The following is a 20,391-nucleotide window of genomic DNA, read 5'->3' on the forward strand; positions in this document are numbered from 1 at the left end:
CCTACTCCGGCGTACCCGGTGCTCGGGTCTACCGTCCGAGCGTCCGCGCGTCTAGAGTCAGCCCGTATGCAGGTCGAATGATGGAGGGGAATCGTGAACAGGATGCGGGCACGGCTGCTCGGCGGCGCGACCGTCGCGGCACTGGCGATCGGGAGCCTCGGCGCGATCGGCGCCGCCGCTGCCCCGAAGGGGGCCGGGCCCCGGTACACGGTCGGCGCCGCCGGCGCGGGCGACGCGTACTTCCCGTTCGCGGGCAACGGCGGCTACGACGTGCAGCACTACGACCTCGAACTCGACTACACCCCGCCGGCGCCCGATCCGGCGCCCCTCGAGGGCGAGCTGCGCGGCACCGCGACGATCGAGCTCGTGGCGACCCAGGATCTCGACCGGTTCAACCTCGACCTCCGCGGCATGGAGGTCGAGACCGTCGCCGTGAACGGCAAGCGTGCGGCCTCGGTGGCCACGCCCGCACCCGGTGCCGCCGTCGACGGCGCCGCGTTCTGGCATGTGCAGGACGACGAGGCTCGCGTGTGGGAGCTCACCGTGCAACCCCGGCCGAAGCTGAAGGCCGGTCAGCGCGCGACGGTGGTGGTCGAGTACGGCGGCGCGACGACGCAGCCCGAGGACATCGAGGAGGCGCTCTACGGCTGGGTGACGACGCGCGATGGCGCCATCGTCGCCAGCGAGCCCGACGGTTCGATGACCTGGTACCCCGTCAGCGATCACCAGACCGACAAGGCGAGCTACAGCTTCGCGATCACGGTGCCCGAGGGCAAGGTCGCCGTCGCCAACGGGACGCAGCCGAAGCCCGAGGAGACCGCCGACGGCCTGACCACCTGGTACTGGGATGCGCCCGACGAGCAGGCGAGCTACCTCACGACCGCCTCGGTCGGCGACTTCGAACTGCGGGCGCCGACCTTCTCGGCGAGCGGCGTGCCGATCATCGACGCGGTCGACCGCGACCTCTCACCCGCCCGTCTCGCCACGACGAACGCGAGCCTCGCCCGGCAGGCGGCGATGATCGACTTCTTCGAGAGCCGCTTCGGGCCATACCCGTTCACGGCGTTCGGCTCGATCGTCGATGACGACTCCGTCGGCTACGCCCTCGAGACCCAGACCCGACCGGTGTACTCCGGCCAGGCCGGTCAGGGAACCGTCGCACACGAGCTGGCGCACCAGTGGTTCGGCGACGCCGTGAGCCCCGAGCGCTGGCAGGACATCTGGCTCAACGAGGGCTGGGCCACGTACGCGACCTGGATGTGGACCGAGCAGAACGGCGGCGCCACCGCGCAGCAGAGCTACAACGCCTGGTACGACCCCACGCGGACGGCCTCGTACTGGCAGCTGCAGATCGGCGACCCGGGGCCGCTCGGGCTGTTCGCCACGCAGGTCTACAACCGCGGCGCAGGCACCCTGCACGCGCTCCGGGTCGAGGTGGGCGACGAGGCGTTCTTCGAAGGCGCCCGGCTCTGGCTCGAACGCTACGACGACTCCGCGGCGACCGCCGACGACTTCCAGGCGGTCTACGAGGAGGTGTCGGGCGAGGACCTCGACGAGTTCTTCCAGATCTGGCTCGCCGACCCGGTGAAGCCGCCCGCCGACTGGGTGCAGCCGTAGTCGCGTCGGTCGACGGGGCCGTACGATGACGGGATGATCCGAGCGTCCGAGCGCACCACCGGGCCCGAGCCCGGCAGCGCCGCCGACGTCGTGCGCTCGTGGGACGCCCGCGCCGACCACTACCTCGAGCTGTTCCGCGACGAGCTCGAGGGCAAGCCGCACGACCTCGCGCTGCTCGCCGACTTCGCCCGCCGCCTCGGCCAGGGCGCACGCGTGCTCGACGTCGGGTGCGGGCCGTGCGGGCACGTCGCCGCGGCGCTCGCCGCGCACGGGCTCGACGTCACCGGCCTCGACCTCTCGCCGCGATGCATCGAACTCGCGCGCCTCGTACAGCCCGGGCTTCGCTTCGAGATCGGCGACCAGCGCACGCTCGGCCCCGACCGCCTCGGCGGATCGTTCGACGGGATCGTCTCGAACTACTCGCTGCACGACCAGCCGAAGTCGCTGCTGCCCGGTACCTTCGCCGCGTGGGCCGCGGCGCTCAGGCCGGGCGGCCGCCTGCTCGTCGTCGCGAAGGAGGGCACCGACGACGGGGTCGCGGCAGACCCGCTCGGCTCCGGCATCGAGGTCTACTGGGCCGAGTTCACCGCCGCCGAGCTCGCCGGAGCGGCCGAGGCGGCGGGCTTCGCCGTCGAGCGGCTCGCCGATCGCGCGCCCTACGAACAGGAGATCGCCTCGCAACGGCTGTACCTCGAGGCATCCCTGCCCCGAGAATCGGGTCTGGACGCCGAGCGCCGGGCCCCCTAGACTTCCTGAGCCGCGTGCATCGCGCGGAATCGGGCCCGGAGCATCCGGCTGAAGGAGAGGAGACGACCATGGCTGTCCTTGTCATGACCCTCGACATCCCTTCATCCTGCGAGGCCCTCAGCCGCTGATCGCGGCCCGGTGGCCTCCGCATTCTTCGGAGAATCCACCGTGCATCTCATCTCGTCACTCGACCTCGCCTTCCTCGACACCGAACCCGGCGAGGGCCAACGCTGGTCGACCTGGCCGGCGACCACCCCCTCCGAGCGCGGCCCCGCGCCGCGCCCCGACTGGCTCGTCACCTCCGCAGCAGCGTTCGACACCGAACTCGGCGTCGTGAAGACCGGCAAGGAGGCCGACCTCTCGCTCATCGAACGCGCCGTGCCGGGCGCCGATCCGCAGGTCGCCGGCAACTCGGTGCTGCTCGCGGCCAAGCGCTACCGCGGCACCGAGCACAGCGATTTCCATCGCTCGACCGTCTACACCGAGGGCCGCGGCACCCGCCGCAGCCGCGACGCGCGCGCCCTCGCGAAGGGCACGACCTTCGGCCGCGAGGTCGCGCGGGTGCAGTGGGCGTACGCCGAGTTCGAGGCGCTCTCGCGGCTCACCGAACTCGGCGCGGCCGTGCCGTACCCGGTGCAGGTCGGCGGCACCGAGGTGCTCATGGAGTTCATCGGCGACGGCCGTGTCGCGGCCCCCCGGCTCGCGCAGGTGCGGGCGACGCCCGATGAACTGCGCGAGCTGTTCCACCAGGTCGTCGACTTCATGCACACGCTCGCCGCGGCGGGGCTCGCGCACGGCGACCTCTCCCCATACAACCTGCTCGTGCACGAGGGGCGGGTGGTCGCGATCGATCTGCCCCAGGTCGTCGACCTCATCTCGAACCCGCAGGGCTTCGACCTGCTGCACCGCGACTGCGTCAACGTGTGCTCGTGGTTCACGAGGCAGCGGCTCGAGTGCGACCCCGAAGAACTGTTCGGCGAGCTCGTCGGTATGGTCGCGATGTGAGCGCCCGGGGCCGTGCAGAATTCAGGATGCCTCCCGCGCCACGCCGTGCGTGAGCGCCGAAGCCTCGGCGAGTCGGCCGCCGCATCCTGAATTCTGCACGGCGTGCGCCCGACGGCGCACGCCCCGCGGTAGTGTGCAACTCGATCGACGCGGATCGGCCCCGGTTCGCGCCGTCACCACCCGTTCACCGGATGCCGGGAGACTGCCCCCATGACCGACCCGACCGAGCACGGCTCGACCCCCGCTTCGCCCGGGTACGGCCCCCGCAACTTCCCGCCCTCGCACCTGACGCCGCCCGACGGGGCGGCCGCGACCATCGGGGTCTCGACCAGCCAGGTCGAGGCCGTCACCGAGGGCGGCGCACGCAAGGGCCGCATCCTCGCCTGGGCGCTGTGGGACTGGGGCTCGGCCGCTTTCAACGCGGTCGTCACGACCTTCGTGTTCACGGTGTACCTCACGAGCGAGTCGTTCGGCCCGAGCGGCACCGTCGAGGCCCAGCTCGGGTGGGCGCTCGCGATCGCGGGCCTGCTGATCGCGGTGCTCGCACCCATCACCGGGCAGCGCTCCGACACGAGCGGTCGGCGCAAGTTCTGGCTCGCGGTCAACACCTACATCGTCGTCGCGATCACGGTCGCGATGTTCTTCGTGCTGCCGGCGCCCGAGTATCTGATGCTCGGCCTCTTCCTCGTCGCGGCGGGCAACGTCTTCTTCGAGTTCGCCGGCGTCAACTACAACGCCATGCTCGTGCAGGTCTCGACGCCCCGCTCGATCGGCAAGGTCTCGGGCTTCGGTTGGGGCATGGGCTACGTCGGCGGCATCGTGCTGCTACTCATCGTGTACTTCGGCTTCATCCAGCCCGAGGTCGGGCTCTTCGGCGTCACCGGTGACGAGGGCCTGGCCGTGCGCGTGTCGATGCTCGTCTCGGCGATCTGGTTCGGTGTCTTCGCCCTGCCCGTGCTGCTCGCCGTGCCCGAGTACCGCAACCCTGCCGCGGTCGAGCGCGAGAAGATCGGGTTCTTCGCCTCGTACGCGCGCCTCGGCCGAGACATCAAGCGACTGTGGAAGGAGCAGCGCAACACGGTCTGGTTCCTGCTGGCCAGCGCGGTGTTCCGCGACGGGCTCGCGGGCGTGTTCACCTTCGGCGGCGTGCTTGCGGCCTCGGTCTTCGGGTTCTCGGCGGGCGAGGTCATCATCTTCGCGATCGCGGCGAACGTCGTCGCCGGCATCTCGACGATCGCGGTCGGCGTGCTCGATGACCGGCTCGGCGCCAAGCCCGTGATCATGGCGGCGCTCATCGGCCTCGTGGTGAGCGGCCTCGTCGTGTTCTTCCTGCACGACGGCGGCCAGATCGTGTTCTGGACCGCGGGGCTCGCCCTGTGCCTGTTCGTCGGCCCCGCCCAGTCGGCGAGCCGCACCTTCCTCGCACGCCTCATTCCCGCCGGGCGCGAGGGCGAGGTGTTCGGCCTCTACGCGACGACCGGTCGCGCGGTGAGCTTCCTCGCGCCGACGGCGTTCGCCCTGTTCGTCACGATCGGCGGAGCGCCGTACTTCGGCATCCTCGGCATCATCCTCGTGATCGCGCTGGGGCTCGCACTGCTGATTCCGGTGAAGGCGAAGAAGGCGGTCGCGGCGGAGTAGACGCCCGGGCTCAATCGCGCGGCCAGGCGCCGACGAAGCGGGTCAGCAGCCGGGCGAACTCGACGGTCTCGTCGGGCGAGAACCCGGCGAGCGCGGTCTCGACAGCGCCGCGGCGGGTGTCGCGGGCGCCCGCGAGCACGCGCCGGCCCGCGGCGCTGAGCACGATCGCGCTGCGGCGTGCGTCGGCCGGGTCGAGCTCGCGGCGGGCGTGGCCCGCCTCGACGGCGGCCTGCACGAGCCGGCTCGCGCGGGGCTGGTCGACGCCGATCGCCTCGGCGAGCTGTCCGACCGACGGCGGCTGCGGCGCCGCCTCGAGCGCGTCGAGCAGCCGGAACCGGGCAGCCTGCGCGAGCCCCGAGCCGCCTCGGCCGCGGCCCCGGGGCGCGCCCGAGGCATCCGGTTCGTGGACGTCGCGATGATCGTGATGCCCGTGGTGGTCGCTGTGCGAGCGATGCCCGGGGTGCTGCGAACCGTGCTCGGCACGGTGCTGCAGGCGGCGTCGGCCCTGGTCGCGTCGCATCGCGACGAGCGCCGCCTCGACGGCGGCGATCGGGTCGGATGCCCCGGCGTCGCCGCCGCCCGCAGCTGGGTGTTCGCCCGGTGGGACTTGACGGCCGTCATTCATGTATGTCATTGTACATATACATGTCATAAGACATGCAAGTCCGAGGCATCCGACGCGCACCGCGTCACGAAAGGAACCACCATGACCTCCCTCGAGGACACGCAGCATCCCACCCCTGCCCAACGCCCCATCGGCTACTGGCTCCGAGTCGTCGACCGCAAGCTCGACGACGCCATGCTCGAGCTCTTCACCGACGAAGGCATCACCCGACGCGACTGGCGACGGCTCAACGTCATCGCCGGCACCGTCGACGACGCGCGCCTGCGCAACAAGATCGCCGCGCACCGCGATCGCATCGCCCCCCTGGTCGAGCGCGGCTGGGTCACTGACGAGCCCGGCGCACCGCGCCTCACCGAGGAGGGCGAGGCGTCGTACGCAGCGCTCCTCGAGCGCGTGACCGCGCTGCGTGCGCGTGTCGCGGGCGCCGTGTCGCCCGAGGACTTCCAGACCACCCTCTCGACGCTCGAGGCGGTCGCGCTCGAACTCGGCTGGTCCGAGGGTGAGCGGATGCCCCGGCGCCACCGCCGAGGCGAGGAGCGCCGCGGTCGCGGGCACGGGCACCGCGGGCACGGGCACCACGCGCACCATGAGCACGGGCACCACGAGCACCACGAGCACCACCGCCGCCCCTGCCGGTGACCCGATCTCGTCGACGTCCGGGGAGCCGCCGAGAAAACCCGTTGGCGCACGGGCCGGCGCAGGATAGTATCGCCTGACCCCCTACCCCCCAGGACGTATGATGCCCGAAGCATTCGTCATCTGCACGCCGACGCCGACCCCCCGTGCGGCAGCGTCGCGAGGTCGCCGGCCGTGAGCGCCGACGGCACGCCGCGCCGCGATCGATCGCATCGGCGGCATCGACGGCGCCGGGTGTGGGTGATCACCGCCGCCTCCCTCGTGATGGTGCTGCTCGGCGGCGGCGTCGCGACCGCGGTCGTGCTCACCGGCCAGGGCGGTGCGGTCGGTTCGACGCCGACCGCCTCGATGACGGCGGAGCCGGGCATCTTCCCCTCCGACCAGCCGTCGGCCCACGACGGCAGGAAGCCGTGCATCTCGCTCAACGTGCTCTCGTCGTACGAGAACGCCGAGCTGGTGACCCGCCTCGTCGACGGCTACAACGCGCAGCCGCGCAGCGTCGAAGGACGCTGCGTCGACGCCGTCGCGACGAAGGCGGTCTCTGGCGTTGCCGCGACCGACGCGGCGGGTGGCTTCCCCGGCGTCGCCGCCGACGACAAGCCGACCGTCTGGCTGCCCGACGCGAGCTCCTGGCTCGCCGTCTCGCAGGACGCGGGCGGGGCGGAGAACGTGCCCACCGAGGGTACGAGCATCGGCTCCTCGGCGATCGTGCTCGCGATGCCCCAGCCACTCGCCGACGCGATCGGCTGGAGCGAGACGCCCCCGACCTGGAACGACGTGTTCAACGCCGCACGCGACGAGGCCACCTGGAGCTGGATGGACCACCCCGAGTGGGGCACCTTCAAGCTCGGCAAGACGAGCCCGCTCATGGCGAGCTCGGGCCAGGCCGCCATGCTCGCCGAGTTCGGCGCCGAAGCGGGGAGCCTGGCCGAACTCACCACGAGCCAGATCCACGACACCGAGGTGACGAACGCCGTCCGGCAGGACGAGCTCGCCACCAGCCACTACATGGCCACGCCCGAACGCTTCCTCGCCCAGGCTCGCGCGTCCGAGAAGCAGGGTTCGATCGCCGACTTCCTCTCGGCGGTCATCGTCGACGAGAAGACGGTCTGGGACTACAACCGCGGCATCACGAGCTCCGACGGCGTGAGCCGCGCCGAATCGACCCCGCCAGGCGAGCAGCTCGTGCCGATCTACCCGAGCGACGGGTACTACGTCGCTGACAACCCCCTCACCGTGCTCAACGGCCCGTGGGTCGACGCCTCCGAGAAGGAGGCGGCGCGCGACCTCCTGCAGTTCGCGGGCACGAAGCAGGGCCAGCAGATCGTGCGCGCTTCCGGCCACCACGACCTGAACGGCGCGCTCGATCCCATCGTCAGCGAGGTCGGGCGTCTGCCCCAGCGCCCGTCGGGCGCCCTCGACTTCCCGGGCCGCGAGGTGCTCGCCGCGATCGACAGCACCTTCCCCGAGGTGCGCAAGCGCGCCCAGGTGCTGTTCCTCGTCGACGTCTCGGGCTCCATGGAGGAGAAGATCCCGACCGGCGAGACCAAGCTCGCCGCGGCCAAGCAGGCGATAGAGAAGGCGCTCGGCCACTTCTCGAAGGGCGACAACATCGGCCTCGCCGCGTTCAGCGCCATCGACGACGGGCCGGTCACCCCTGGGCTCGTGAGCCCCGTCGCCGATGCACGAACCGACCGCACGAAGTTCCTCGACGCGCTCGGCGCCCTCCGACCCGTCGAGTTCACGCCCCTCTACACGGCGATCGAGACGTTCGCGAAGGAGCGCGGCGAAGACTGGGACCCTGAGCGAATCAACGCGATCGTGCTCCTGAGCGACGGCAAGAACGAGACGCTCGGGCCGAGCCCGACCTCGAAGAAGCAGATGCTCGCCGGCCTCGAGCGGCTGCGCGACGACACCCCAGTGCTCGTCTTCACGCTCGCGTACGGCGCCAACGCCGACACCAAGACCCTCCGCGAGATCTCGACGGCCACGGGCGCGCAGTTCTACGACGCGACCGACCCGACGAAGCTCACGGCCGTGCTGGGCGACCTCGTCACGAGCTTCTGACCGACGAGGAGCTCGGAAGCTCTGCGCCGGCGGGTTCGGGCGGTCACCCGCCCGCGACGACCGCCTGCTCGATCAGCCGTGCAGTCGCGGCCGCACCGTCGGCGCCGCGGTACGCCTCGCGCACCTCGTCGGCCGCGGTGCGGATCGTCGGGTCGTCGAGCACCCGCCGCACCGCCGCCGTGAACTCGGGCCGACCCACGCGCTTCGGCGGGACGGCGATCGCGTTGCCGCGACGCTCGCAACTGCGCACGTGCCAGGTCTGCTCGGGCTGGAGGCCCATGCCGACGAACGGCACGCCCGTCGCGCACGCGGTCTGCACAGTGCCCTGGCCGCCGTGCAGCACTGCGGCGTCGACGAGGCCGCCCAGCTCGTGCGCCGGCAGCAACGGGGTCACGTGCACGTTGACCGGCACGCGATCGCCGGCCTCGAGGTAGTGGCCGATCGGCGCGACGACGTTGACCGGCAGCCCGCCGAGCGCCTCGGCCGTGGCGAGCGCGAGCCTGCGGTCGGCCGACGACCCGAGCCCGAGATAGACGAGCGGCTCGGGCGCGGCGGCGAGCTCTGCGACGATCGCGGGCATGGGCGCGTCGAGGTGCGCGAAGATCGGGCCGACGCGCTCGAAGCCCTCGGGCAGGTCGAAGCCGTCCATCTCCCACGGCATCTCGGTGATGAGGTTGCGGTCGGCGGTGAGCAGCGAGGAGACGGTGCGCAGCGGCGGCACGCCGTTCGCCTTCGCAACGCTCGTGAACGCCCGCGGCGCGAGCGGGGCCGAGTTGTAGATCCACCGGAACGCGGCGGTCGCCACCCGGTCGGCGGCTCGTGCGAGCCGCCCGGCACCGGTCACGAAGCCCATCCGCTTCGTCTGCGCGACCTGCGGGCGAGTGAGCGGGAACGGCACCGGGTAGAACAGCGGCGCGCCTTCGGCCCTCGCCGAGATGAACGAGGTGAGGTTCGACCCGGTCACGACGGCGGCCGCACCGAGCTCACGGATCGTGCGCCGCTCGAGCTCCACCCGCGCGCCGACGAGCTCTCGGGTGAACGGGCTCCGGAACGAGTGCCCCTGGTCGAAGGCGATCGCCTGGTCGCGCTCGGCACGGCTCCAGGCGGGCTCGCCGGCGAGGTACTCGAACCCCGCGTCGCGGATGAGGTCGACGAAGTCGGTCTCGTAGCCCTGGAACACGACCCGGTGCGCCGGGTGGAGTGCCCGCGCGACCTGGATCATGCGAGTGGTCTCGGCGAGGTTGAAGGTCACGGGGCAGAACAGGATCGTCGCCATGCGAGCAGGCTAGCGGTCGCACAGCGACGCACGGCACCGATCCGTCCCGGAGTTTGCGACGATGGTGCGATGACGACGCTCGTTCCCGCCCTGGTCGGCATCTCGCACGGCACCTCCTCGCCCGAAGGGCGACGGGCGGTGCGCGGGCTGCACGAGTCGGTGACCGCGGCGCTCTCCACGAGGCATCCGGATGCCACGCCCACCGCCCGCCTCGGGCACGTCGACGTCGAACAGCCCGACGTGCCCGCGTCGCTCGGATCGCTTCCGCCCGGCGAGCCCGCGGTCGTGGTGCCGTTGCTGCTCTCGGCCGGGTACCACGTGCACGTCGACCTCACCGAGGCCGTCGAGGCGACCGACGGCCGGCGGGTCGTGCTCGCGGGCGCCCTCGGACCCGACGACCGCCTCGCGGCGGTGCTCGCGCGCCGGCTCGCCGAGGCGGGCGTGCACGACGACGACACGATCGTGCTCTCGGTCGCCGGATCGAGCGACCCGCGTGCGGTGCGCGACTGCCACGTCATGCGCGAGCGTCTCGCCGCGGCGACCGGGCGCGACATCCGGATCGGGTTCCTCTCGGCGGCCGAGCCCCTACTTCCCGAGTCGGTGAGGCAGGCGAGGGCGGATGCCCCGGGCGCACGTGTCGTCGTCGCGAGCTACCTGCTCGCCCCCGGCTACTTCCAAGACCTCGCAGAGGCCGCCGGCGCCGACGTCGTCACCGAGCCGCTGCTCGTGCCCGACGCGGCGACTCCGGCCGAGCTCGTCGAGATCGTGCTCGACCGGTACGACGCCGCGGTCGAGCCGGTGGTCGAGTAGCGCCGACGAAGTCGACGCGTATCGAGACCCGCCCCGTCACACCCCCATCATGCCGATGCAGGGTCCGAGCACCACGATCCAGGCCGCCGCGGCGACGATGAGCATGCCGATCGCGACGCCACGCGTCTTCGGGAAGAAGAGCATGGCGATCGCGGCGAGCGCGACGACCACGAACGGCCAGACGAGCCCGAGCACGTTCGGGCCGGTCGCCGACATCGTGAAGAGGGTGGCGAGCATGAGCACGATCGCGACCACGTGCGCGCCGCAGCCGATGCCGACCCCGATGCCGATGCCGGCGCCGGTGCTGAGCCCGGCCGACTGCGGCGGGGCCGACGGGTCGTAGGGCTTCGGCACGAGCCCGGGTGGCGGAGGGGTGCCGGGCGTCTCCCCGTAGTCCGGCGGCTGGGCCGCCCAGCCCGGCTTCTCGAGTGGTGGCGGCGGGCCGTACACCGGCGGCACCGGCGGAGGCGGCGGCACCGCGGGAGGCGGGGTCGACTCGGCCGACGCCTCGGGCTCGGGCTCTTCGGGCGTGGGCTCTTCAGGATCGGGCACCATCGACGGCCATCCTCTCTCGGTTCGCGGCGAGCCGGCCGCGCGACGCCTTCCAGGCGAGGCGGGCGACGAGCAACGGGACGGTCAGCAGCAGGAACATCTGCGGGCGGGTCAGACCCATCCACGCGACCTCGTTGCCGCGCACGAACTCCACGAAGAAGCGGAAGATCGCGTACGCGGCGATGTAGATCGTGAGCGTCTCGCCTGCGGCGATCGGCTTGTGCCGCAGCCAGAACCACAGGGCGACGAACGCGGCCGCCTGAAAGGCGATCTCGTAGACGAAGCTCGGGTGCAGCGGCACTCCGGCCGGCCCGCCCAACTTTGCGGCGGCGGCCTCGTCGAGCACGATGCCCCAGTCGGCACCGGTCGGGGTTCCGGGCAGCTCGGTGAAGAGGCATCCGAATCGGCCGATCACCATGGCGAGCGCGACCGCCGGCGCGAAGAGGTCGCCGGTGCGCATCGGATACTTCACGATGCGCTTGGCGACGTGCACGCCGAGCCACGCGCCGACGAGCGCGCTCAGCACCGAGGCGTTGCCGCGGGTGAGCTGGGTCACGAGGTCGAGGTTCTGCGAGGGATCGAGGTGCTGCGCCCAGGTGCCGAGCCGCGAGAAGATCGCGGCCCCGGCGAGCGCGCCGAGCACGAGCGCCGCGACCCGCGTGTCGGTCTGGCCGCGGCGGCGCGACTCGACGACGAAGACGAGCCCTGCGGCGAGCATCGCGAGCCCGACGAACACCGAGTGCGTATCGATCGGCGGCCCCCAGCCGAGGAGATCCTGCAGCGTCGGAAACACGCGCTCAGCTCCAGCTTCCGGCGAACGCGCCGGCCCAGAGCATCACCCAGAACGGCACGGCGACGAGCGCGAGCACCTCGAGCACGATGAGGTAGGCGAGCACATTTCGCGTGTCGCCGAGCTTGCACTTCGAGCGCAGCAGGCCCGCCCGACGCGCCTTCGCGTACCCGGCGATGGCGATGCCCGCGAACACGGCGAGCGCGATCGGGCCGAACACGCACGTGATGAGCGCGATCGTCGCGAAGACGCACAGCCGCAGCGGGTCGTACGGCGCGGGAGCGGGGGCCGCGCCGACCGTCTCGTCGAAGCGGTTCAGCCCCGCGGCATCCCACGCGCCGAACTCGTCGGCCGTGCCGCCCGCCCCCGCGTCGTTCATGCCACCGTCACCGGCAGCTCGCGCCGGCCGCCCGTCACCGCCGCCTCGCCCGTCGCCGTCGAGATGCGCTGTCGCCCGAGCGGCGCCCACGCCTGCACCGCGCAGAACGGGGCGCACTGGTGCGCCGAGGTCTTCGCGTTGACCGTCGCGACGTGCACGCAGCACTGGGTGAGGCGCTCCTCGATCATCGTGTTGATGTCCATGAAGGGCTTCACCGTGATGCGCTTGACGCGTTCGCCGAGGAACCGCCTCAGGCGCTTGTGCTGCCCCGGCAGTGCCGAGCTCGCGAGCTGGGTGAGGGTGCCGATGCCGAGGTCGCAGCCGGTGCAGATGTCCTTCCACAACGACCCGATCGAGGGGTGCGACAGCGACGACTGCTCGCTGAGCAGGTCGAGCAGCGACTGTTTGACGCTGTCTTTCAGCGCCTGGTTGATGTTGCTGTCGGCGATGCGGTTCGCGATGAGGTCGGGGTTGAGGTCGAGGAACTCCTTCAACCGCTCGTGCCCGACGAGCTTGGTCAGCGAGTTCCATTCGCCCGAGTCATCCTTCAGCAGGTAGCCGACCGAGCAGCAGTGCGGGTGGCTGCAGGGCAGCGCGGTGAGGTCGCGCCAGGTGACCTCGCCGCCCGTCTGCGCCTCGAGCCGGGCGAGCACGCCCGTGTGCGTGAGCCGGTCGTTCGGGTCGATGCCGGCCGAGCGGCCCGAGCCGAACACGGGCTGGATCGTCACGCCGCCGACGTACGGCGTTCGCATCGCCCGCCGGATCACCGCGCCGATCTCGCCGTCGTTCACGCCGAGAGCGGCGGTCATCGTGAGGGTCGTGAAGACGCCCGCCTCCGACAGGCGTTCGAGCGCGCGGTCTTTGAAGCGGCGGATGTCGGCGCCCCGGTGATATGCGGAGGCCTCGGCGCTCTCGCCGTCGAACTGCAGGTAGACCTCGACGCGCTCCCGGTGCTTCTTGAGCGTGGCGACGAGGGCGTCGTCCTGCGCGATGCGCAGCCCGTTCGAGTTGAGCAGGATGCGCACGACCGGCCGCGCGACGAGGTGGTCGAGCAGCTGCTCGAGCCACGGGTAGAGCGTCGGCTCACCGCCCGAGAGCATGAGCACGTCGATGCGGTCGTTCTCGCGCGCGAGTCTCGCGTCGACCGAGGCGAGCACCTCGGCGAGCGGGGCGACCGCGGTCGCTGCCGGCCCCGACTCGGCGAAGCAGGTGGGGCAACGCAGGTTGCAGTGGTCGGTGAGGTCTTCGAGCAGGATGCACGTGTGCTGCGTCTGCATCTCGGGCAGGCCGTCTTCGTAGGCCGACGGCACGGGCTTGAAGTTGCCGACGAGGTCGGGGGTGTGCACCTTCGTCGGCGCCGTCCACTGCTCGAGGTAGCTCAGGATCTCGGGCGACTCGTCGTACATCGTCGACACGAGCCCGTGCGTCGGGCAGCCGCGCTCGAGCCAGACCCGGTCGTCGCGGATCGCCAGCCATCCCGACAGCCGGGCGACGTCGGCGAGCGGCCGTTCGGGGTCCTCCTCGTGGCACCGCGGGCAGAACGCGTTGACGTAGCGGTGCACGCGGGAGTCGCGCAGGGGCATTCCGGTACCAGCGGCGGTCGGCATGCGCTCACGATAGCGGGCGACTGCCTCGGGCGGGAGTACCGCGCTCGTCCCGCGGTCGAGCGCCGGATTGAGTAGGCGCGCCAGCGCCGTATCGAAATCTAGCGAGCGACGAAGGAGCATGCCCACCGGTGGTCGAGTAGCGCGCGACGAAGGAGCACGCGTATCGAGACTCGTGCCGCGAGACACAGCTGATATCATCGATATCAGTCGAACGGAGGCGCCGTGGCTCAGTTGCTCATCAGAAACCTGCCCGAGCAGGCGAAGGCCGCACTCAAGCGACGTGCCGGCGAGCACGGTCGGTCGATGGAAGCCGAGGCGCGCGCGATCCTCGTCGACATCGTGATGCCCACAGGAGACGATCCGGTCGTCGTGTGGCTCGACGAGAACGAACGATGGCGCGAACACGGGGGCGGGGGCGAACTTGCCGAGATTGAGCGCGCGGCACCTCGCGACGTCGAGCTGTCGTGATCATCGTCGACACCAACGTCTGGTCGGAGGCACTGCGTCCGGCGCCCGATGAGCGCGTGCTCGCCTGGCTGCGCGAGAATTCAGCGGGCCTGCATCTCACGGTCGTCAGCGTGCACGAACTGCGGTACGGCGTGCGACTTCTGCCCGCCGGTCGCCGACGCGACGAGTTGGACGACCAGATCGAACAGTTGCTCGTGCCGATGCGCACCCGACTTCTCGAATACGACGAGGCCGCAGCGCGGGCACATGCCGAGGTGCGGGCGGAGGCACGTCGCCTCGGACGAACGCTGAGTTCGGAAGACGGCCAGGTGCTCGGCATCGCCCTCGCGCACGACGCGCCGATCGCCACGCGAAACGTGCGCGACTTCGCCGGGCTCGGCGCGAAGGTGGTCGACCCATGGGCGAGGTGAGCCGGCGCGGGACGCCGAGGCGGACGTGGCTTTGGACTATCGCGGGTGCCGCGGTGCTGGTTCTCGGCGTCACCGGCTGGCTATGGCATGCGAACGCGAACCAAACGCAGATTCCGCCGATCGCGGTCGGCACTCCATCTGATGTCACGCCGCCGCCGACCGATGAGACGTTCGTGTCCGTTCCGGCGTCGACGCTTCCGGCGATTCCGGGCGAGGCAGGCGCATCGGGGTGTGCTCCCGCATCGCCAACCCTATGGCCCGAAGTACGGGGGACTCCGGGCGAACCGGGAACCGAGGCTTTCGGAATGTTCGAAGTCACCGATGCGACCGGGCTCGTGGCATCGGAGGCCCCGAAGAAGTTCGTGCTGCGGATGACGGGTGCCGGCGCGCTCACCGCGACGCTCCAAGCACCCGATTCATCCGAACACGCTCTCGAATGGGGGCCCGAGCCACACTCGTCGAGCAACTACGGCCGCCCCGGTGACGAATGGGGTACCGGCTTGCGATTCGACGCGCCTGGATGCTGGGGTTTGCACCTCACTCGCGAGGACGAAGGTTCGGCGAGCTTCTGGTACGAGGTTCGCTGAGGCTCTGCTCCCCTGGCCGACCCGCGCGCGAGAGCCGACACAGTTTGTGCGACTTCACGATGTGGAGTCGCACGAACTACTGATCGTCGGCGCGGTGGCGCGCAGGTTGCGCGACTTCACGATGTGGAGTGGCGCGAACGGCGGAGGGGCAGCGCTGCGAAGAGTAGGTTGCGCGACTTCACGGGAGCGGCGGCGGGGGTCTCGATACGCGTCGCCGCTTCGCGTCGGCGCTACTCGACCGGCGGAGGGACGTCGGCGCTACTCGACCACCGGAGCCAGATCAAGACTGTGACGCAATGCGGCGCCGTGCGACGGGCCGTGACACCACGTGACGGGCCCGCTGTCACGAAGGTGCCGCCCGAGGATGCCTCGCCTAACGTCGGCTCAACGGCGAGACATCCATCGTCGTTCCGACCCATCAGGAGGCTCTCGTGACGCTGAGCGAGACGGTGCGACCGGCACGGCCGGAACGCCCCGCGCGCCCCGAAGGCCGCCCCGCCCGCCCGGGCGCGAACCGGCCCAACGGCCAGTGGAAGGTCGACGGCACCGAGCCCCTCAACGCCAACGAGCAGTGGAAGCAGGAGGACGGCGGCCTCAGCGTGCGCGAGCGCATCGAGACGATCTACGCCAAGGGCGGCTTCTCGTCGATCGACGGCACCGACCTGCACGGGCGGTTCCGCTGGTGGGGCCTCTACACGCAGCGCAAGCCCGGCATCGACGGCGGCAAGACCGCGACCCTCGAACCGCACGAACTCGAAGACGAGTTCTTCATGCTGCGCGTGCGCATCGACGGCGGCCGGCTCACGACCGAGCAGCTGCGCGTGATCGGCGAGATCTCGACCGAGTTCGCGCGCGACACGGCCGACCTGACCGACCGGCAGAACATCCAGCTGCACTGGATCCGCGTCGAGGACGTGCCCGAGATCTGGCGCCGGCTCGAGGCCGTCGACCTGTCGACCACCGAGGCGTGCGGCGACGTGCCGCGGGTGTTCCTCGGTTCGCCCGTCGCGGGCATCGCGGCCGACGAGCTCATCGACCCGACGCCGCAGATAGACGAACTCGCCCGCAAGTACGTCGGCAACCCCGACTTCGCGAACCTGCCGCGCAAGTACAAGACCGCCATCACCGGCCACCCCAGCCAAGACGTCGTGCACGAGATCAACGACTGCGCCTTCGTCGCCGTCGTCCACCCCGAACTCGGCGTCGGCTACGACCTGTGGGTCGGCGGCGGCCTGTCGACGAACGCGCACCTCGCGGTGCGGCTCGGCGCGTTCGTCGCACCCGAGCGCGTCGCCGAGGTGTGGGAAGGCGTGACCTCGATCTTCCGCGACTACGGCTACCGGCGCCTGCGCAACCGCGCCCGCCTCAAGTACCTCGTCGCCGACTGGGGCGCCGAGAAGTTCCGCGACGTGCTCGAGACCGAATACCTCGACACCCCGCTGCCCGACGGGCCCGCCGCCCCGAAGCCGCTCACGCAGGGCGACCACGTCGGCGTGCACCAGCAGAAGGACGGCCGCTTCTACATCGGCGCGACCCCGTTCGTCGGCCGCATCTCGGGCACGACGCTCACGCGCCTCGCCGAGCTGCTCGAGAGTGTCGGCTCGGGCCGGCTGCGCACGACCCCGCACCAGAAGATCGTGCTGCTCGACATCGACGAGCAGCACGTCGAGCGGGTCGTCGCAGAACTCGACGAGCTCGGGCTGCAGGCCCGGCCGAGCCTCATCCGCCGCGGCACCATCGCGTGCACGGGCATCGAGTTCTGCAAGCTCGCGATCGTCGAGACCAAGCAGACCGCGACCGACGCGGTGCTCGCCCTCGAGCAGCGCCTCGCGGGCATCGAGCTGCCGCACCCGATCAGCCTGCACGTCAACGGCTGCCCGAACTCGTGCGCCCGCATCCAGACCGCCGACATCGGCCTCAAGGGACAGCTGCTGCCCGACGGCGACGGCGGTCAGACGCCCGGCTTCCAGGTGCACCTCGGCGGCGGCCTCGCCTCGGCGACCCGCGAGGAGGCCGGCACCGGCCGCACCGTGCGCGGCCTCAAGGTGACCGCCGACGGCCTCGCCGACTACGTCGAGAAGGTCGTGCGCCGGTTCATCGCGCAGCGGGATGTCGCGACCGACGAGACCTTCGCCGAGTGGGCCCACCGCGCCGACGAGGAGGAGCTGCGATGAGCGCCAGCAACCTCGGGTCCGTCGCTTCGACCGGCTCAGCGAGCGGAGGAAAGCGCGACGCCGCGACGCTGCGCGCCCTCGCCGAGGCGGGCGACGCCGAACTCCGGAGCCTGGCCGACGGCGAGGCATCCGCCTACGAGGTCGTTGCCTGGGTGGCGCGCAACTTCGCCGTGGATGCCGCGGCCGTGGCCTGCTCGATGGCCGACGCCGTGCTCCCCCACGTCGTCGCGCAGTCGCTGCCGGGGGTCGACGTGCTCTTCCTCGACACGGGCTACCACTTCGCCAAGACGCACGAGACTCGGGATCGCGTCGCCTCCTCGCTCGACGTGCGCATCGTCGACGTGCTGCCCGAGCTCACCGTCGCCGAACAGGACGCGAAGTACGGCAACGACCTCTTCGCCCACGACCCGGGCTCGTGCTGCGCGATGCGCAAGGTCGCTCCGCTGCAGAAGGCGCTCTCGGGCTACGAGGTGTGGTTCACGGGCGTGCGCCGCGACGAGGCGCCGACCCGCACGAACACGCCGCTCGTCTCGTGGGACGAGCGAAACGGGCTCGTGAAGGTCAACCCGCTCGCCGCGTGGAGCTTCGACGACCTCATCGACTACGCCGGCGCGTTCGGCGTCACCGTGAACCCGCTGCTGACCGAGGGCTACCCCTCGATCGGCTGCGAGCCCTGCACGAAGCCCGTCGCCGCGGGCGAAGACCCTCGATCCGGCCGCTGGTCGGGCCTCGACAAGACCGAATGCGGGTTGCACCTATGACCGACGTACTCACCGCCACCCCGGCGCGCGCGCTCGACACGCTCGAGGTGCTCGAGGCCGAGGCGATCCACATCATCCGCGAGGTCGTCGCCGAGTTCGAACGCCCCGTGCTGCTGTTCTCGGGCGGCAAGGACTCGGTCGTCGTGCTGCACCTCGCCGCGAAGGCGTTCTGGCCTGGCAGGGTGCCGTTCCCGGTGCTGCACGTCGACACCGGGCACAACTTCCCCGAGGTGCTCGCGTTCCGCGACGACACCGTCGAGCGGCTCGGCCTCCGGCTCGAAGTGGCGCTCGTGCAGGAGTACCTCGACGACGGCCGCCTGCAGGAGCGCCCCGACGGCACCCGCAACCCGCTGCAGACCCAGCCGCTGCTCGATGCGATCGCCGCTGGCCGGCACGACGCCGTCTTCGGCGGCGCCCGCCGCGACGAAGACAAGGCCCGCGCCAAGGAGCGCATCATCTCGCTGCGCGACGAATTCGGACAATGGGACCCGCGCAACCAGCGCCCCGAACTCTGGAGCCTCTACAACGGCCGGCACACGCCCGGCCAGCATGTGCGCGCCTTCCCGATCTCGAACTGGACCGAGCTCGACGTGTGGAGCTACATCGAGCGCGAGGGCATCGAACTGCCGCCGCTGTACTACGCGCACGAGCGCGAGGTGTTCCGGCGCGACGGCATGTGGCGCGCGGTCGGCGAGGTCTCGCCGCCGCGCCCCGACGAGCCGGTCGAACTGCGCACGGTGCGGTACCGCACGGTCGGCGACATGAGCTGCACCGGCGCGGTCGAATCGGATGCCGCGGACGTGACGGCCGTCGTGCGCGAGGTCGCGCAGTCGACCCTCACCGAGCGCGGCGCGACCCGGGCCGACGACCGCATCTCGGAGGCCGCCATGGAGGACCGCAAGAAGGACGGGTACTTCTGATGAGCGACACCATCACCGCCCCGAGCACCCTCTTCCGCTTCGCGACCGCCGGCTCGGTCGACGACGGCAAGTCGACCCTCGTCGGGCGCCTGCTGCACGACTCGAAGGCGATCCTCGCCGACCAGCTCGAGGCGGTCGCGCGCACCTCGGCCGAGCGCGGCTTCGGCGCCGGCACCGGCTTCGACTTCGCGCTGCTCACCGACGGACTGCGCGCCGAGCGCGAACAGGGCATCACGATCGACGTCGCGTACCGCTACTTCTCGACGGGCGCGCGCAGCTTCATCCTCGCCGACTGCCCCGGGCACGTGCAGTACACCCGCAACATGGTCACGGGCGCGACGACCGCCGACGCCGTCGTCGTGCTCATCGACGCTCGCAAGGGCGTGCTCGAGCAGACCCGCAGGCACCTCTCGGTCGTCGCACTGCTGCGCGTGCCGCACGTCATCGTCGCGGTCAACAAGATCGACCTGCTGGGCTACGACCGCGGCGCGTTCGAGCAGGTCGCAGCCGAGGTGCGCCGCGTCACCGGCGAACTCGGGCTCGACGGCGTGCACGTGCTGCCCGTCTCGGCGCTCGAGGGCGACAACATCGTCGAACGTTCGGCGAACACCGCCTGGTACGACGGGCCGGCCTTGCTCGAACTGCTCGAGTCGCTGCCCTCGCACGACGAGCTCGACACCGAGTACGACCCGTTCCGGCTCTCCGTGCAGCTCGTGCTGCGCCCGCAGGGCGGCTTCGCGCCCGACGTCGCCGACGACCCCCAGCGGGCCGAGACCTTCCGCGACTACCGGGCTTTCGCCGGCCGCATCGGTTCGGGGCGGGTACGTGTCGGCGACCGCGTCACGGTGTTCCCCTCGGGCATCGAGACCGCCGTCACGGGCATCGACCAGGCCGGGGCATCCCTCGACGAGGCCGTCGCACCGCAATCGGTCGCGCTGCGCCTCGCCGACGAGATCGACGCCGCCCGCGGCGCGGTCATCGCCGCGGCGGGCACCCTGCCCGAGGCCAGGCGGGAGTTCGAGGCCGAGCTGTTCCAGCTCGACCCGCGGCCCCTCGCCCCCGGCACCCGCGTGCTCGTGAAGCACGGCACCACGACCGTGCAGGGGCTCGTGGCCTCCATCGACGCCAAGCGCGACCTCGACACGCTCGAGCACGTGCCTGCGACCTCGCTCGAGGTGAACGACATCGGCCGGGCGACGATCCGCGTCGCCGCCGACCTGCCCCTCGAGCCCTACGGCGAGAACCGGCACGCCGGATCGTTCCTCGTCATCCATCCGTCCGACGGCCGCACCCTGGCCGCCGGCATCACCGAACAGTAGGCA

20 protein-coding genes are annotated in these 20,391 nt (G+C 71.3%); 14 read left to right on the plus strand and 6 right to left on the minus strand.

Annotated features, from left to right (window positions below; genetic code table 11):
• Positions 1-102: 102 nt before the first annotated feature.
• From H516_RS0106945 to H516_RS0106960, 4 genes are all read left to right on the plus strand, one after another.
• Complete coding sequence (locus H516_RS0106945; protein WP_022889001.1) at positions 103-1,617, plus strand: M1 family metallopeptidase; 1,515 nt, start codon at positions 103-105, stop codon at positions 1,615-1,617.
• A gap of 33 nt (positions 1,618-1,650) precedes the next feature.
• A complete protein-coding gene (locus tag H516_RS18865; RefSeq protein ID WP_022889002.1) occupies positions 1,651-2,364 on the plus strand; it encodes a class I SAM-dependent methyltransferase in 714 nt (237 codons plus the stop codon).
• 168 nt (positions 2,365-2,532) lie between these two features.
• Positions 2,533-3,369 carry a serine protein kinase RIO gene (locus H516_RS0106955; protein ID WP_245561742.1) on the plus strand — a complete coding sequence of 279 codons (837 nt, stop codon included), beginning with the start codon at positions 2,533-2,535 and terminating at the stop codon, positions 3,367-3,369.
• A gap of 210 nt (positions 3,370-3,579) precedes the next feature.
• Positions 3,580-5,007 (plus strand): MFS transporter, encoded by a 1,428-nt coding sequence (locus H516_RS0106960; protein WP_022889004.1) that lies wholly within the window; start codon positions 3,580-3,582, stop codon positions 5,005-5,007.
• Positions 5,008-5,017: 10 nt separating this feature from the next.
• Here H516_RS0106960 and H516_RS21650 read toward each other — a convergent pair whose 3' ends face one another.
• Entirely contained in the window at positions 5,018-5,632 is a 615-nt protein-coding gene (locus H516_RS21650; RefSeq protein ID WP_245561743.1) for a MarR family winged helix-turn-helix transcriptional regulator, read from the minus strand.
• A gap of 81 nt (positions 5,633-5,713) precedes the next feature.
• Here H516_RS21650 and H516_RS18875 point away from each other — a divergent pair, with 81 nt between their 5' ends.
• The gene (locus H516_RS18875; protein WP_022889006.1) at positions 5,714-6,271 is read left to right on the plus strand and encodes a hypothetical protein; all 558 of its coding nucleotides are present in this window, start codon (positions 5,714-5,716) and stop codon (positions 6,269-6,271) included.
• A 231-nt stretch (positions 6,272-6,502) separates the two neighbouring features.
• Positions 6,503-8,335, plus strand: coding sequence for a vWA domain-containing protein (locus H516_RS0106975; protein ID WP_022889007.1), 1,833 nt, complete (start codon positions 6,503-6,505; stop codon positions 8,333-8,335).
• A gap of 43 nt (positions 8,336-8,378) precedes the next feature.
• On the opposite strand, the gene H516_RS0106980 is transcribed toward H516_RS0106975, so the two are convergent.
• Positions 8,379-9,611: a glycosyltransferase gene (locus tag H516_RS0106980; RefSeq protein ID WP_022889008.1), complete on the minus strand. Its 1,233-nt coding sequence runs from the start codon at positions 9,609-9,611 to the stop codon at positions 8,379-8,381.
• Positions 9,612-9,680: 69 nt separating this feature from the next.
• Between H516_RS0106980 and H516_RS0106985 the strand changes: the two genes are divergently transcribed.
• Complete coding sequence (locus H516_RS0106985; RefSeq protein WP_022889009.1) at positions 9,681-10,421, plus strand: sirohydrochlorin chelatase; 741 nt, start codon at positions 9,681-9,683, stop codon at positions 10,419-10,421.
• A gap of 36 nt (positions 10,422-10,457) precedes the next feature.
• Here H516_RS0106985 and H516_RS21255 read toward each other — a convergent pair whose 3' ends face one another.
• Genes H516_RS21255 through H516_RS0107005 form a run of 4 tightly spaced genes read right to left on the minus strand, consistent with a single transcriptional unit; the run spans position 10,458 to position 13,749 of the window.
• A complete protein-coding gene (locus H516_RS21255) occupies positions 10,458-10,976 on the minus strand; it encodes a hypothetical protein (RefSeq protein WP_022889010.1) in 519 nt (172 codons plus the stop codon).
• Positions 10,960-11,766, minus strand: a complete 807-nt coding sequence (locus tag H516_RS0106995; RefSeq protein ID WP_022889011.1) for a prolipoprotein diacylglyceryl transferase — start codon at positions 11,764-11,766, stop codon at positions 10,960-10,962. Before H516_RS0106995 ends, H516_RS21255 begins: the two co-directional genes overlap by 17 nt.
• A gap of 4 nt (positions 11,767-11,770) precedes the next feature.
• Entirely contained in the window at positions 11,771-12,142 is a 372-nt protein-coding gene (locus H516_RS18885; RefSeq protein ID WP_022889012.1) for a hypothetical protein, read from the minus strand.
• The gene (locus H516_RS0107005) at positions 12,139-13,749 is read right to left on the minus strand and encodes a radical SAM protein (protein WP_245561745.1); all 1,611 of its coding nucleotides are present in this window, start codon (positions 13,747-13,749) and stop codon (positions 12,139-12,141) included. The genes H516_RS18885 and H516_RS0107005 overlap by 4 nt, the downstream gene beginning before the upstream one ends.
• Before the next feature lie 222 nt (positions 13,750-13,971).
• Here H516_RS0107005 and H516_RS0107010 point away from each other — a divergent pair, with 222 nt between their 5' ends.
• The 7 genes from H516_RS0107010 to H516_RS18890 all read left to right on the plus strand — a co-directional run bounded on the left by H516_RS0107010 (position 13,972) and on the right by H516_RS18890 (position 20,388).
• Positions 13,972-14,217, plus strand: coding sequence for a FitA-like ribbon-helix-helix domain-containing protein (locus tag H516_RS0107010; RefSeq protein WP_022889014.1), 246 nt, complete (start codon positions 13,972-13,974; stop codon positions 14,215-14,217).
• Entirely contained in the window at positions 14,214-14,627 is a 414-nt protein-coding gene (locus H516_RS0107015) for a type II toxin-antitoxin system VapC family toxin (protein ID WP_022889015.1), read from the plus strand. Before H516_RS0107010 ends, H516_RS0107015 begins: the two co-directional genes overlap by 4 nt.
• Entirely contained in the window at positions 14,615-15,214 is a 600-nt protein-coding gene (locus H516_RS22015) for a hypothetical protein (protein WP_157432171.1), read from the plus strand. The genes H516_RS0107015 and H516_RS22015 overlap by 13 nt, the downstream gene beginning before the upstream one ends.
• Positions 15,215-15,645: 431 nt before the next feature.
• Positions 15,646-17,388 carry a nitrite/sulfite reductase gene (locus H516_RS0107025; protein ID WP_022889017.1) on the plus strand — a complete coding sequence of 581 codons (1,743 nt, stop codon included), beginning with the start codon at positions 15,646-15,648 and terminating at the stop codon, positions 17,386-17,388.
• Positions 17,385-18,149, plus strand: coding sequence for a phosphoadenylyl-sulfate reductase (locus H516_RS0107030; RefSeq protein ID WP_022889018.1), 765 nt, complete (start codon positions 17,385-17,387; stop codon positions 18,147-18,149). Before H516_RS0107025 ends, H516_RS0107030 begins: the two co-directional genes overlap by 4 nt.
• On the plus strand, positions 18,146-19,069 hold the full coding sequence (gene cysD / locus H516_RS0107035; protein ID WP_022889019.1) for a sulfate adenylyltransferase subunit CysD: 924 nt from the start codon (positions 18,146-18,148) through the stop codon (positions 19,067-19,069). The genes H516_RS0107030 and cysD overlap by 4 nt, the downstream gene beginning before the upstream one ends.
• Positions 19,069-20,388 carry a sulfate adenylyltransferase subunit 1 gene (locus H516_RS18890; protein WP_022889020.1) on the plus strand — a complete coding sequence of 440 codons (1,320 nt, stop codon included), beginning with the start codon at positions 19,069-19,071 and terminating at the stop codon, positions 20,386-20,388. Before cysD ends, H516_RS18890 begins: the two co-directional genes overlap by 1 nt.
• Positions 20,389-20,391 lie beyond the last annotated feature (3 nt).

It is taken from the genome of Agromyces italicus DSM 16388 (genome assembly GCF_000421545.1).
Lineage (GTDB): Bacteria > Actinomycetota > Actinomycetes > Actinomycetales > Microbacteriaceae > Agromyces > Agromyces italicus.

Excerpts from the sequence above, each read along its gene's own strand:
- H516_RS22015 (WP_157432171.1), top strand. The coding sequence starts at position 14,615 with ATGGGCGAGGTGAGCCGGCGCGGGACGCCGAGGCGGACGTGGCTTTGG.
- H516_RS21650 (WP_245561743.1), bottom strand. The coding sequence starts at position 5,632 with ATGAATGACGGCCGTCAAGTCCCACCGGGCGAACACCCAGCTGCGGGC.
- H516_RS21255 (WP_022889010.1), bottom strand. The coding sequence starts at position 10,976 with ATGGTGCCCGATCCTGAAGAGCCCACGCCCGAAGAGCCCGAGCCCGAG.
- H516_RS0106985 (WP_022889009.1), top strand. The coding sequence starts at position 9,681 with ATGACGACGCTCGTTCCCGCCCTGGTCGGCATCTCGCACGGCACCTCC.
- cysD (WP_022889019.1), top strand. The coding sequence starts at position 18,146 with ATGACCGACGTACTCACCGCCACCCCGGCGCGCGCGCTCGACACGCTC.
- H516_RS18865 (WP_022889002.1), top strand. The coding sequence starts at position 1,651 with ATGATCCGAGCGTCCGAGCGCACCACCGGGCCCGAGCCCGGCAGCGCC.
- H516_RS0106980 (WP_022889008.1), bottom strand. The coding sequence starts at position 9,611 with ATGGCGACGATCCTGTTCTGCCCCGTGACCTTCAACCTCGCCGAGACC.
- H516_RS0106960 (WP_022889004.1), top strand. The coding sequence starts at position 3,580 with ATGACCGACCCGACCGAGCACGGCTCGACCCCCGCTTCGCCCGGGTAC.
- H516_RS18885 (WP_022889012.1), bottom strand. The coding sequence starts at position 12,142 with ATGAACGACGCGGGGGCGGGCGGCACGGCCGACGAGTTCGGCGCGTGG.
- H516_RS0107005 (WP_245561745.1), bottom strand. The coding sequence starts at position 13,749 with ATGCCGACCGCCGCTGGTACCGGAATGCCCCTGCGCGACTCCCGCGTG.
- H516_RS0107030 (WP_022889018.1), top strand. The coding sequence starts at position 17,385 with ATGAGCGCCAGCAACCTCGGGTCCGTCGCTTCGACCGGCTCAGCGAGC.
- H516_RS18890 (WP_022889020.1), top strand. The coding sequence starts at position 19,069 with ATGAGCGACACCATCACCGCCCCGAGCACCCTCTTCCGCTTCGCGACC.
- H516_RS18875 (WP_022889006.1), top strand. The coding sequence starts at position 5,714 with ATGACCTCCCTCGAGGACACGCAGCATCCCACCCCTGCCCAACGCCCC.
- H516_RS0106945 (WP_022889001.1), top strand. The coding sequence starts at position 103 with ATGCGGGCACGGCTGCTCGGCGGCGCGACCGTCGCGGCACTGGCGATC.